The organism is Shewanella carassii (genome assembly GCF_019670705.1).
GTDB classification, from domain to species: domain Bacteria; phylum Pseudomonadota; class Gammaproteobacteria; order Enterobacterales; family Shewanellaceae; genus Shewanella; species Shewanella carassii.
Window position 1 is genome coordinate 1,970,875 of sequence record NZ_AP024618.1, and the last position, 13,618, is coordinate 1,984,492.

Sequence of the window (13,618 nt, forward strand, 5' to 3'; positions counted from 1 at the left end):
AAAAAAAGCGCAGTCATTGACTGCGCTTTTGGCTATTAAGGAGCTTATCAGAAACGGATCTGATAACCCGCGTAGACTACGCGGCCGATAATGTTGTGGGTATCGGCGTCATAACCTGGGTAGGACAGCTCATAGTTAACCGTAGGCATGGCATCGAACAGGTTACGGGCACCGACCGTGACTTTACCGAACTGGTCAAAGTCATAGTTCATGGCCAGATCCCAAGTGGTGAAGGAACCAAAGTCCTGCTTGTCGATGTTGGCAGCTTGCTGCTGTGGTGTTTCACCGGCATAGGAGTCGATGTACTTGGCGATCAGCGAGGCGCTGAAGGCATCGTACTCATAGCTAAAGGTGGAGTTGAAACGCAGCTCAGGATATCCCTTGGTACCCAGCACGTCGTAACGTGGGTCGACCGGACTGGCTTGCTCTGTATACTCCAGTGCATAGGTGCCGTCCAGGGCAAACTTCAGACTGCCGTAGTTACCCAGCTCGAAGCGCGAGCTGAAAGAGACGTCCAGACCCGAGGTTTGCACCCCGTCCATGTTGATGTAACCGGCGCCAATCTCTTCAATCTTGCCGTCGGTATCTCGCTTCACATAGACATATTTAGGATCGTAGGCACCGAGACCTGTAGTGGCTTCCAGATCCAGGATAGTCTGGGCACCGACATAGCTGACCTGGTTGCTGATCTCAATGTTGTAGTAGTCCACAACCAGAGAGATATCATCTGTGATGTTCCACACAGCACCGAAGGCATACTGATCAGACTCTTCAGGTTTCAGCTCCGGATTACCTGAGCTCTTGCGCAGATACTGAGTTGACTCACACACATCGGCGCCTTCGCGTTGGTCAGCCGGCAGCATTTGACAGCCTTTGGTGTCGATCACTCGGTCATAACTGGTAGCAGCTTCGCCCAGCAGATCATCCAGTGATGGAGCGCGGAAGCCCTGGCCGTAAGACGCGCGCAGGACCAGGTTATCCAACAACTGATAACGCAGGTTGATAGAGCTGGACAGCTGGCCTTCATCCGGCAGGCTGTATTGGTCATAACGGCTGGCCAGTTTAACGTTCAGATCGTCGGTGACCGGCAGTTCCAACTCAACGAAGGCTGCCTTGTAGTTACGCTCACCGGCGGAGTCGCCACCGTAAGTACCCAGTACTTTGCCGGCAGCTTGCTGCGCATCGCGGCGATCGCTGAATTCCATCTTCTGGTACTCGGCGCCTACGGCATAACCTATGTCACCGCCTGGCAGGGCAATAGGTGCCAGGGCTGCCCAGGAAATGGCAGTCGCTGTGGTCTTGGAATCTGCCTGACGGGTGGCTGTGTGCAGGAAGCTGTCCAGGGTTGCCTGAGTGGCATTACCGCCCAGAACAAATGGGTTATAAAGCCCGGCATCGACGGCTTGCTGCAGGTTGTCTTCAAACACATAAGAGTCTGTGCTTATATCCACCTGCTGATCTGAATATTGTACGTACCAGTTCAGTGAACCGGCATCCAGCTCCAGGTTCAGCCCTGTCACCACGTCAACAACATCGGACTTGAACGTCGTGCTGCGATCGGCCACGCCTGTCAGACGGTGGTAAGCCTGTACTTCAGTTGCACCGGCTGTGCCATAAGTTGGGTTCAGTGGGTTGTCGGCTGCTATAAACAGGTTGGGGGTCCACAGTGCGGTAGAGGAAGTGGTGGACTTGTCACGCATCACAATCGCCTGACCGAACCACTCCAGATTATCGGTGATCTTGTAAGTCAGGTTGCTGAACAAGGAGTCTTTGGTCTGATCCGGCAGGTAATCGGTACCATCAAACATGCTGTAGCCACAACGTGGACCATCTTTACTCTGAACGATTTGATCGGCGGGGCAGTCTTTACCTGGGACATAGTCACCAGTGTAGCTCGGGGTTTCAAAGGTTCCATCGTCCTTTTTGCCTGGGCGAGCGGCTACTGGGCGCCAGGTGCCTTCCGGTGCATACAGAGAGCTGCGACCATAAGCTTCATCCCAGTTAGCGGTGAGGTGTTCACGCTGGCCGCCTTTGAGAGGATCAAACTTCTTGTGCTCTATGATAACCAGACTGCTGCTCTTGTCGCTGGTGTTACCAAAGGTCATCGATGCCGACATTTCATCGCGGCCACCCTGAGTCGGGTTGGCGAATTTTAGATCGAAACCGAGGCCGTCATAGTTCTTCTTCAAAATGATGTTGATTACACCGCCAATGGCATCGGAACCATAAATGGCTGAAGCGCCGTCACGAAGAATTTCAATACGCTCGATGGCGTCCATGGGGATCAGGTTAAGGTTGGTTGCATCGGCACCGAAGGTGGCTGATGGTGCAATCCGGCGACCATTGATCAGGGTCAGGGTACGGTTTGAACCCAGGCCTCGCATGCCTGAGCTGGCATGGTTACTGGCAGAACTACCTGCGTCACTGATAAAGCTACCCGCCGTGTTGTATGGCATTTGTGCCAGTACCGCAGAAACATCTGTCAGGCCGGTTTTGGCTATGTCTTCAGAACTCATTACCGTCACCGGCAGTGCCGATTCCATGTCGGTACGCTTGATGCGCGAGCCGGTAACTTCGATGCGCTCCAGTTGTTGTTCATTTTCGTTGGCTTGGACTGCAGGTAGGCTAAGAGTGGCGGCTGCCGCACCGCCGAATAGGGCGAAGCGCACAGCTTTGCTGACACTAAGATTCATCATTTATATCCTTTTATGATATTCATTTTGTCTTTTTGTATTTATTTGTGCCGAATGTGAGTCATTGGCGACAAAATGTAACCATCAGGAAACAAATAATACAAGTAGTTAAATGCTGTTTGGTTGTTTTTTATTGTAATAAAGGTGTAAACAAACATTTTTAAGCTAAATAATAACTTTTGTTGCGTTAAATTGTTTCAAATTAAAAACAAATTGCTAACAAGTTGTTGCTATTTATGATGTTCGGAATCGTTATTTTTAGGGTGTGCTATTCGGTTTGTGGTTGAGGTAACGTCATCAAAGTGGTTATTGCAATGTAGGTTTTAGTATGGTCAACGAATTATTTTTTAATGGCAGAATTCATTGCCTGAAGGGATTGTCTGTTGTGTTGCAGTTTAAGAGAGATAACAAGAGACTTTCGAAACCTTGGTTACATAAAAAAACGGCACTCAAGGTGCCGTTTTCAAGAAAGCTGAAGGGTTAGAATTTGACTTCAGCTTCGACAAACCATTCACGTCCACGGGCATTATATATGGAACGTGGGTAGTGAGGCCATGTAGTATAAGTTGGGTCAAAGTTAGGACCCGCATCAAACAGGTTGACCACACCTGCGGTGAGTTTAATGCTGTCGCTGATGTTGTAGGCGGCAGTTAAATTCCAACGTGTTTGAGAGGCGACTTCATGAGCATTTTCATCAAATAGCTCGCCGTTTTTGATGGCTGACCGTTTGAATGATTTGTACTGCAGGCCATGCATACGGGCGGTATGGTAGGCTCCCAGCGTTGCTTCGAAGTCTTCTATATACCAACCCAGTACTAGGTTGGCACGGTAACGTGGCATACCGCCATCATCCAGATCGTCATCAACTTCAGCAGTCGGATCGGTTTGACCTTCTGACAACAGGATATAGGTTCCGTTGAAATTCAGCTTAAGTTCACCAAATTCGTTCAGATCCCAACCATAACCGGCGGTAAGATCTATGCCTCGAACTTTTTGGAACGCCAGGTTTTGCGCTACTGCGTTGATATGAGTGATAGTGCCCACGTCGTTACGGGTGATCATATCGGCGTATGTATCATATTCACGAGCGGCTTTGTCTGGACCGATATCACTTACCATGTCGTCCAGTTTCCATTCCCAGATATCCAAAGAGGCGTTCAGGGCATCACCGCCATATACTGCGCCTATGTTAGCCGTGTAGCCTTCTTCGGCTTTCAGGTTTTTATTGGCTCCGGTGGTGCTGTCGATACTGAGTTCTTTACAGACTTCATTCAGGGTTGGATCGTTTTCGTAGGCTTCACCCGGTATTCCGCCCAATGCCTGACATTGTTTGAAGTCTATGACAGTGGCGTAGCCCTTGGTGGCATCACCATATACTCTGTGCATGTCTGGGGCTCGGAATACTTTACCTATGGCGCCGCGCAGCAGCAACTCATCGATAGGACGATACTCTATGGTCAACTGGGGAGACACGTTTCCGCCAAAGTCATCGTATCTGTCATAACGTACGGCGGCATCAACGACCAGTTGTTCTGTTACAGGTATCCGAAGTTCGGCATAAGTTGCCCAAAATGAGCGTTCACCTGCACCTGACGAACCGCCTCGGCTGAGGATATTACCTTTAGCGGATTCTGAATCCGATTCTGTTTCGTAATCCTGTTTGGTCCATTCGGCACCAAAGGCAAACTCGGCATCGCCGGCTGGCAGTTCAAATGCTGGGCCGGAAATATTGGCTTGAACGTTTTTCTGGGTCGATTGAGCGCGCTCGAAAGGTGAATAGCTAATGTTTTTAACATCCGCCGCCGCTATAGGCGCCAACAAAGAAACACCATCTTTGCCCTGAGCTATGTAATTGTACATATTGGCAACACTGGCAAGGCCACTGCTATAGACATCCACATTGGTACGACCATAGTTGACAGAGGCATCCCAAGTGTAAGTGTCGGCCAACATGCCTTCGAGGCCTGCGGTGAAGAAATAGTTACGAGTGTTGGTCTCTCCTGCACGGTGGCCAAATTCATGCAAACGACGTATATAGGTATAGTCGCCGTCTGTTGCGTTAGCGAAGTCGCCCCCAAGACCGCTCGCCTTATTGAACGTTTTGCTCAGGTTGGCGTCCATATCTGTAGTGAGAGTCAAAGTATCACCGGCAACTTTGACGTTAAAGTTGTCTGTGGCCATGGGCTCTACGCGGGTTGTAGATTTGGCTTGCGCAAAGTCGAGGCGTCCAACAAAGGTCAAATTGTCAGACAATTCATAATTGAAGTTGGTGGAGCTGATAAAACGATTGCTCTCTGGTGCCAGATCACGCCATTGTGAACGATCGAAGCCACAAGTGCCGTTATTCCATAAAAAACCTTCTGCGACACAACGCTCCATAGGCAGACTACCGACAGCAGGACTGCCATCAGGACCTTTAATCCTTGCTCCGTAAGAACTGTATGCTGAAAATTCACTGTAAGGCACTTTGTCTGTATGTAGGCCAAAGTTATCTCTGTCAGTTGCCTTTAATTGTTCAGTATCTGTGAATTCAATAAAGGTAGAAATATTACCGCGGTCGCTGGATGCCCCTAATGACAGTGCGATACGGTCACTGGCACCGCCTCCATTGGTTGTATCGCCATGACGATATTTCAGGGCGATACCTTCGAAGTCCCTTTTGAGAATAATGTTAACCACACCACCAACAGCATCGGCACCATAAATTGCTGAACCACCAGACTGTAATACTTCAATGCGTGCAACCGCTTCCATTGGTAGGTTAGCAGTATCAACGAAGTTATCTGTGCCCCCGGCAGGCTTAGGATATTGATTAAGGCGTTTGCCATTGATCAGTGTCAGAGTGCGGCTTGCACCTGCACCTCTAAGGCTGATGGACGAGGCTGCTGGGGTAAACCCATGTACGGCTTGAGTCGTCATGGCACTGGTTGTTGAGGTCAGGCTTTCCAACGCGTCTTGAACGCTGGTGAAACCTTGTTTGGCCATATCATCGGCACTCATTACCGTTACCGGCGTTGCCGTTTCCATGTCGGTGCGTTTAATACGTGAACCTGTAACTTCAATGCGTTCTACTTTTGCGCCATCATCTTCGGCCTGAACAGTGGGGATGGACAGAACACTTATTGCTGTACCGCCAATTAGCGCAAAATTAATTGCTTTGGCTAATTTAGAATTAGCTTGCATTTCTTTCTCCCTGATACTTATGTGTGCTTTTTGTTTTTCTTATCCGAATTAATTAAATAATGTTTCCGGATGTATCGGGAATATAACCTCGGCGAAATAAAAAGTGCAACATGAATAATACAGATGTAATTAAATTTATAATAAACTTATTTATTTCATTTTATTATCAAAAAAAATAACGTATGCCGTATATTTCTTGTTTTTATTGAGCGAGGCGATTAATTAATCATATTAATCGGTGAAATATTCTTTAATTGTGTATTGGATGAAAAGCTTTTTGTGACTTTTATGTTTGATTGATGGGTTGGCGGAAGTATTTTTTAATTTTTTGAGGAGATGAAACAGGTTTTAATATTTTTTATTCCACAGCCGATAAATTGCAAAAGCGTGATGCGTATCACGCTTTTGCAGCCAAGGGATGAGCTTAGTTTTCACTAGACCAGGGGCGGTAATGTCTTAAGTAGCTGACCGCAACGTAGCCGACAATGGCACTGGCTATCACCAGCTCAATATTACCCAGTAACATCAATGGCTTGTTCAGCGATTGCAGCATGGGTTGGCTGTTGCACCAAGCGGCTGTTTTCAGTAGCGCTGTGGCTCCTATCACCATCGGGAAGGTGTAGGCAGCAAACCCTGGGCTGAATGGCAGTCGCAGCAAGTGCAGGAAGGCCAGATAGATGACCAGGGTCATCAGCAGGGCCAGGCTCAGCAATAGAGCAACCAACCAAAGCTCTGGCTCGGGAGTCAGGGTCAAATAGCCGGCCAGAGACAGGCTGGCCGGTGCTGCCAGAATCGCTATGGTAGGCTTGGCGGCATCCGCGACCGGATTACAGAAGATTAAGCGATACAGCATCACAGGCAGCATCACCAAGTAACTCACCAGGCCGAACATCAGAATTATGTGAGCGATTTGAGCGCCTACCTCGCCGGCTTCGGCGCCGGGAAAGGTCACGGCTGCCACCACCATGCCGATAGGGGGCACGAACCAACTGGGCACCATATGCTCCAGGTTGAAGTCCATTGCTCTATGCAGCACAAAGGCCGCCAGCAAACAGCAATGAATGGCGATAGCCGTCAACCAGATCAGAAAGCCACACAAAGGAAGATGGACCCCAACGGCTTTGGAGATCACCATCAGTGCCATGGCAAAGGTGGGCAGCACACTGCCGACCACAGGGTGGCGCAGTTCTTCATTCAGTAATTCAGGATGCAGAATGAACTTGACCGTCAACAGTAACAGTAATACACCGGCAACCGCCGCGCCCAATGCCAGGCCGGGAAATTCCGCTGACACGCTTTCCCATGCCCAGCCCAGGCTGGCGATGGCCAGCGCTAATCCTGCCAGCGGGCTTGGCAGTCGCCTGAAGGCGGCTTTACTGAACTTGGACTCGCGAGTGCTGAGTTCTTCAGTGGTAGTGGCTACAAGTTTCATGCTGTGACCTCTAGATTCCTATTTGATGCTCCTAGTCTAAAATCGGCCTTTGATTAATAAAATTGGAATTAAGTTATCCAAAGATTCAAATTTATTTAAGTTTGCAGCGTAGCAGTGTATGCCCAAGCCCTATGTCATCGATATCTTCATCGACGTAGAAACCGGCCTGTTGCAGTAGTTTCAGTAGTACCTTGGAGTGATACATACGACTGTTGCCGTTGGCCATGGCGGTGAAGTAGAGCGAGGTGGCATTGACACAATAGGCGGAGGCGGCATTGGGCTGCCTGTCCCAGAAGGTTTCCAGAATGCAGAGTTCGGCTGTCGTTGGCATGGCTTTGGCACAAGCCTGCAGTATGGCCAGGATTTGTGCTTCGTTGAAACAGTCGAGGAATTGGCTCATCCAATAGAGGTCGCCATCGGTTACGAAGGGGCCGTCTGGGGTTAGCAGATCGCACGCCAGGCCGGATATCCGCTCGCTCAAACCTGCGGCTTTTGCGGCTTCGGCGGCCAGCTCAAGCTGGGGAGCAAGATCCATTATGGTTACCCGGCACTGTGTGTTGTAGCTGGCACATTTCAAGGCCCATTTGCCGGTATTGCCGCCGATATCCACCAAATGAGTCGGTCCATTGGCAAATATGCGCGGCATCAGGCTGTCAAAGGCATGGTCTGAATAATAATGGTCGAAGGCGAACCAGCTGTGTTTGGCCTCTGTTGGTAACTGGCTCAGTGCGGGGTAGATGGTCGGCCAGTCACCGAAGACCTTTAAGCCTTCAGGCGTACCTTGTTCCAGCGCTTGCTGCAGATGAAACAGACCTTGGTAGCAGATATCGTGGATAAAATTGAGGTTGGTGGCGGCCATATCATCATGCAGCAGAAACCAGCCTGTTTTGTCGAGGATGTAATTGTCTCCCTTATGCCAAAGCAGCCCCATGGAAAGGGCCATATCCAGCAGCACGCCCAAGGCATATGCTGTCAGCCCGGTTTTATCTTTGAGTGTCTCAAGGTCGGTGCCCTCATCGCCGGCGGCATCTATATGTTTGAGGATGTCGAACTGCAGCAGGCAGCGGGTAACTTGAAAGCTGACGGGAGCGAAGGCGATTTTTTGTGCTTCAAATTTGGCCTGAAAGGCACTGAGCTTGGCGGGTTCACTGAAAAAGGGCATTGTCTTGAGAGCCGAGGGAAAGGTCCAAAAAGAGCTTTATCGCCCAAAGCCAAAAACAAGTACAGACCGGCTGTATAAAATTATGATCAAGAAGGCAAATATGGGATTAATGCCAATTCGAATCGGATATCGCCATTGAGCTAGATACCGCTGTGCCTGTTTTGACAATAACAGATAGTGGTCAGCTGCATTCTCTTGGCTTTGGTTACTCTAAAGCAGCGGTTGCTCCAAAGCTGTGGTGGATTTAAATGAAGCTATCCAAAGAAGCATAGCCTTGGCAACAAAAAGCCCCGTCATGGGACGGGGCTGGCAACTACAGCTTACTCTTATTGTACGTTTTCCTGATCGCCGAATTGGCCGACAAACAGAGCCGATGACAGATAACGCTCGGCAGCCGATGGCAGGATAACAACGATATTCTTATCGGCGAATTCCGGCAGGGCGGCGATGCGGTTAGCGGCAACGACGGCGGCACCGGAAGAGATACCCACCAGAATGCCTTCCTCTTTCATCAAACGATGGGCCATTTCTATGGCTTCATCGTTTCCAACCCGCTCTACCTTGTCTATCTGTTCCAGATCCAGATTGCCAGGAATGAAACCGGCACCAATGCCCTGGATCTTATGAGGACCCGGCTGCAAAGGTTGGCCTGCCAGAGTTTGGCTGATCACCGGCGAGTCGCTTGGCTCAACGGCAACTGTGGTGATGGCTTTGCCTTGAGTGTTCTTGATATAACGGCTCACACCTGTGATGGTGCCACCGGTACCGACACCGGCCACAAATACATCGATTTGACCATCGGTATCGTTCCAGATCTCAGGACCTGTGGTTTTTTCGTGGATCTCAGGATTGGCGGGGTTGTCAAACTGCTGCAGTAGCAGATATTTATCCGGTGCAGATTGACGGATCTCCTCCGCCTTATCAATGGCTCCCTTCATGCCTTTGGCACCATCGGTCAGTACCAGGTTCGCTCCCAGAGCCTTGAGTAACTTGCGACGCTCAAGACTCATGGTATTTGGCATGGTCAGTGTTAACTTATAACCTCTGGCCGCGGCAACGTAGGCCAGCGCAATGCCCGTATTTCCTGAGGTGGGTTCAATCAGCTCTTTTTCTTTGGTCAGCAAGCCCTTCTTTTCTGCATCCCAAATCATGTTGGCACCGATACGGCATTTTACGCTGAAACTGGGGTTGCGAGACTCAACTTTGGCCAGTACTTTGCCGTTGCTGACTCGGTTGAGTCGAACCAACGGGGTATTGCCTATGGTATAGGAGTTATCTTCGAAAATTTTGCTCATGGCTTGCAGGCCTCCTTTGATTGCATCCCTAAAGCATAATCCCTATGAGATCAAAGAGAAGTGAATCTTTGTTCTTCTTTATTCCGTTTGGTTATTAAAGGATTTGCTGTTATTTGTAATGCTAGAGGTCTGGCCGGGGGAACCCGAGACCCGCAAGTGGCCATTTTGCTCAATATGCGCTGGTCGGCGGGTAGCTGCTGACTGGATTTTAACCAAAAAGTAAGCTGGGCTGCGGTGTTAGTGACAATAGATGTTAAGCTTTGGCTGATGGAATGCCTTTATCGTGCAGGGAGTGCGGTAATGGCTTGGTTCCTTGTCGGCTGAAAGCTTGTTTGCGGCGCGATTGCTGGCGATAACGAACATCATATTTCAGCTCAACTGCAATGGATCTGAGTTAACCCACAGGAAACCCTTATCGGGTAAGCGGGGCGACTCAAAAAACAATAAGAAGGTAGGCTATGAAGGATGCGATTGTCATTTCCGGCACCGGGCTGTTTACCCCTGCACAAGGAATTACCAATCAAGAATTGGTGGACAGCTTCAATCAATATGTTGACCTGTTCAATAACGAAAATCGGGCGCAGATAGATCTTGGCCATGTGGCGGCGCTGAATTACTCATCGAGTGAGTTTATCGAGAAGGCTTCAGGGATCAAACACAGGTTTGTGATGGTCAAAGAGGGGATTTTAGATCCTGAAGTCATGATGCCGTTGATCCCTGAACGTGCCAGCGACAGCTTGTCCCTGCAGGCCGAAATGGGCTTGCATGCGGCCAAACAGGCGCTGGAGAGCGCCAATTGCAAGCCGGGTGACATTGATTTGATTATCGTTGCCTGCGCTTATACGCAGCGGGCCTATCCGGCGATGGCAATAGAGATCCAACAGGCCCTTGGCACCCAAGGTTACGGCTTTGATATGCAGGTGGCCTGTTCATCGGCGACCTTTGCTTTAGTCACTGCGGTCAATGCTATCAAGAGTGGTAGCGCCCGGCGGGTGTTGGTGATTAACCCAGAGATCTGCTCGGCTCAGGTCAACTATCGGGATCGCGACAGCCACTTTATTTTCGGGGATGTGGCAACTGCGCTGGTGTTGGAGTCTGCTGTTGATTGCCGTTCCGGATCTGCCTTTGAGATCCTCTCCAGCCGCTGCTTTACCCACTACTCGAATAATATCCGCAGTAACTTTGGTTTCCTCAACCGCTGTGATCCCTCGACTTCCGGTGCGGCCGATAAGCTGTTTCATCAACAGGGGCGCAAGGTATTCAAAGAGTTGCTGCCCATGATATATCAACATCTGGATGTGCAGCTCGAGGAATCCGGCATAACGCCTGAGCAGTTCAAGCGTCTGTGGTTACATCAGGCCAACATCAATATGAATCAGTTTGTGGTGAAAAAGCTCTTGGGTGAAATCCCGGAGCCTTTGAAGGCACCTGTGGTACTGGATCAATACGCCAACACGGCGTCGGCCGGTTCGGTGATCGCCTTCCATAAATATCACCATGACTTCAAGCCTGGCGAGTTGGGCCTGTTGAGCTCTTTTGGTGCGGGTTACTCCATCGGCAGCCTGATCCTCAGAGCCTGTTAGAGACACCATTCCACTCTGGGAAATGAAAAGGCCTGCACCGAAGTACTCGGGCAGGCCTTTATCAATACCGGGTCAACGGTAGTTGGCGATTGCTCTTGGGTTACTTGACTCGCATCCCAGGCTGAGCACCTTCATGGGGCTCAAGGATCCACAGATCCTTGCCACCCGGGCCTGCGGCCAGCACCATGCCTTCAGATAGACCAAAGCGCATCTTGCGAGGAGCCAGGTTGGCCACCATTACTGTCAGTTTGCCTTCGAGATCTTCCGGCGCATAAGCCGACTTGATACCGGCAAAGACCTGACGGGTTTCGCCGCCGAGATCCAGCTGTAATTTGAGCAGCTTGTTGGCTTCAGGGACATGCTCGGCCTTCTTGATAAGCGCAATCCGCAGATCCAGCTTGGCAAAGTCGTCAAACTCTATGGTTGGGCTGATAGGGTCATCTGCCAATGGACCGCTGGCCTTGGGCGTATCCTCGGTTGCTTGGAGGCTTTCCTTGGAGGCTTCCACCATGGCGCTCACCTTATCGAGCTCGATACGTTGCATCATAGGCTTGAATGGGTTGATTTGGTGACCGGCCATATCCATTGCCAAGCCGCTCCAGCTGAGTTCCAGCTTGAGGAAGGCTTCAACATCGGCGGCCAAGCGCGGCAGTACCGGCTTAAGATAAGTCACCAGAATACGGAACAAATTCAGCGCCACTGAGCATACCTGATGGGCGCGGGCCAAGGTTTCTTCGTTTTTCACCAATTGCCAAGGAGCTTCATCGGCAACGTAAGCGTTGGCGACATCGGCCAGCGCCATGATTTCACGCATCGCCTTACCGTATTCGCGACCTTCATAAAGCTCGGCGATCAGCTCCTGTTTGGCCAGGAAGGATTCGGCCAGGCTGTTGTCTTCTACTTTGGCCAGTTTGGCGTCAAAACGCTTGACGATAAAGCCGGCGGTGCGGCTCGCCAGGTTTACCAGCTTACCGACAAGATCTGAGTTGACTCTGGCGGCAAAGTCTTCCAGGTTCAAGTCCAGATCGTCAATACGGCTGGAGAGTTTGGCGGCATAGTAGTAGCGCAGATATTCAGGATCCAGATGATCCAGGTAAGTACGCGCCTTGATAAAGGTGCCCTTGGACTTGGACATTTTGGCGCCGTTGACCGTGACATAGCCGTGGGCATAGACACTGCTTGGCTGACGGTAGCCGGCGCCTTTGAGCATGGCCGGCCAGAATAGGCTGTGGAAATAGACTATGTCTTTGCCGATGAAGTGATACACCTCGGCCTTTGAGTCTGCATTCCAGAACTCGTCAAAGTTCAGCTCCGGGCGCTTGTCGCAGAGGTTCTTGAATGAACCCATGTAGCCCACAGGCGCATCGAGCCAAACATAGAAGTATTTGCCCGGCGCATCAGGGATCTCAAAGCCAAAGTAGGGCGCATCACGGGTGATATCCCACTGCTGCAGGCCTTGCTCGAACCATTCATCCAGCTTGTTGGCCATTTCACTCTGTAGTGAACCTGAATGGGTCCACTCTTTGAGCATGGTTTCAAAGGCGGGCAGATCGAAGAAGAAGTGCTCTGTCTCTTTCATGACAGGGGTGGCACCGGATACCGCCGAGCGCGGATTGATCAGCTCGGTTGGGCTGTAGGTGGCGCCACAGGCGTCACAGTTGTCGCCGTATTGATCTTCAGACTTACACTTGGGGCAGGTGCCCTTGACGAATCTGTCCGGCAGGAACATGGACTTTTCCGGATCGAACAGCTGGGAAATAGTCTTGCTCTTGATATAGCCGTTATCGCGCAGTTTGAGGTAGATCTCGCTGGCCAGCTGGCGGTTCTCTTCGCTGTGGGTGCTGTGATAATTGTCAAAGGCAATATTGAACTCGGCAAAATCCTGCTGATGCTCTTGATTGACCTTGGCGATCATCTCTTCGGGTTGGATCCCCATCTGCTGAGCCTTGAGCATGATAGGTGTACCGTGGGCATCATCGGCACAGATATAATGACACTCATGGCCACGGAGTTTTTGGAAGCGGGACCAGATATCTGTCTGTATGTACTCGAGCATGTGGCCCAAGTGAATGGGACCGTTGGCATATGGAAGCGCGCTGGTAACAAGGATTTTACGTTGTGTAGTTGCCATCTTTTCTCTGTTAAATCTAGGCCCTGAAAGAATGGCATAGATACTAACCGATTAATCCAGCTTTTTCATCAAAACCTGACATGAGTGGGTTAATTCTACTCTAATATTCGCATCATTATCTGGTACACTTGGCCAAATT

The 13,618-nt window shown here is 50.3% G+C and carries 7 protein-coding genes; 1 reads left to right on the forward strand and 6 read right to left on the reverse strand.

What is annotated here, in order from left to right; genetic code table 11:
- Positions 1-47 precede the first annotated feature (47 nt).
- The 5 genes from K5621_RS09010 to cysK all read right to left on the reverse strand — a co-directional run bounded on the left by K5621_RS09010 (position 48) and on the right by cysK (position 9,765).
- The gene (locus K5621_RS09010) at positions 48-2,696 is read right to left on the reverse strand and encodes a TonB-dependent receptor plug domain-containing protein (protein WP_100142716.1); all 2,649 of its coding nucleotides are present in this window, start codon (positions 2,694-2,696) and stop codon (positions 48-50) included.
- 477 nt (positions 2,697-3,173) lie between these two features.
- Positions 3,174-5,876 carry a TonB-dependent receptor gene (locus tag K5621_RS09015; RefSeq protein ID WP_221050980.1) on the reverse strand — a complete coding sequence of 901 codons (2,703 nt, stop codon included), beginning with the start codon at positions 5,874-5,876 and terminating at the stop codon, positions 3,174-3,176.
- A 424-nt stretch (positions 5,877-6,300) separates the two neighbouring features.
- On the reverse strand, positions 6,301-7,308 hold the full coding sequence (locus K5621_RS09020) for a TDT family transporter (protein ID WP_221050981.1): 1,008 nt from the start codon (positions 7,306-7,308) through the stop codon (positions 6,301-6,303).
- A 91-nt stretch (positions 7,309-7,399) separates the two neighbouring features.
- Positions 7,400-8,470 (reverse strand): methyltransferase, encoded by a 1,071-nt coding sequence (locus K5621_RS09025; protein ID WP_221050982.1) that lies wholly within the window; start codon positions 8,468-8,470, stop codon positions 7,400-7,402.
- A 326-nt stretch (positions 8,471-8,796) separates the two neighbouring features.
- Positions 8,797-9,765 carry a cysteine synthase A gene (gene cysK, locus K5621_RS09030; RefSeq protein ID WP_221050983.1) on the reverse strand — a complete coding sequence of 323 codons (969 nt, stop codon included), beginning with the start codon at positions 9,763-9,765 and terminating at the stop codon, positions 8,797-8,799.
- A gap of 458 nt (positions 9,766-10,223) precedes the next feature.
- On the opposite strand from cysK, the gene K5621_RS09035 reads away from it, so the two are divergent.
- Entirely contained in the window at positions 10,224-11,348 is a 1,125-nt protein-coding gene (locus tag K5621_RS09035) for a beta-ketoacyl-ACP synthase III (RefSeq protein ID WP_221050984.1), read from the forward strand.
- A 100-nt stretch (positions 11,349-11,448) separates the two neighbouring features.
- Here the strand turns inward: K5621_RS09035 and metG are convergent, their stop codons facing one another.
- Positions 11,449-13,479, reverse strand: a complete 2,031-nt coding sequence (metG, locus tag K5621_RS09040; protein ID WP_221050985.1) for a methionine--tRNA ligase — start codon at positions 13,477-13,479, stop codon at positions 11,449-11,451.
- Positions 13,480-13,618: the final 139 nt, after the last annotated feature.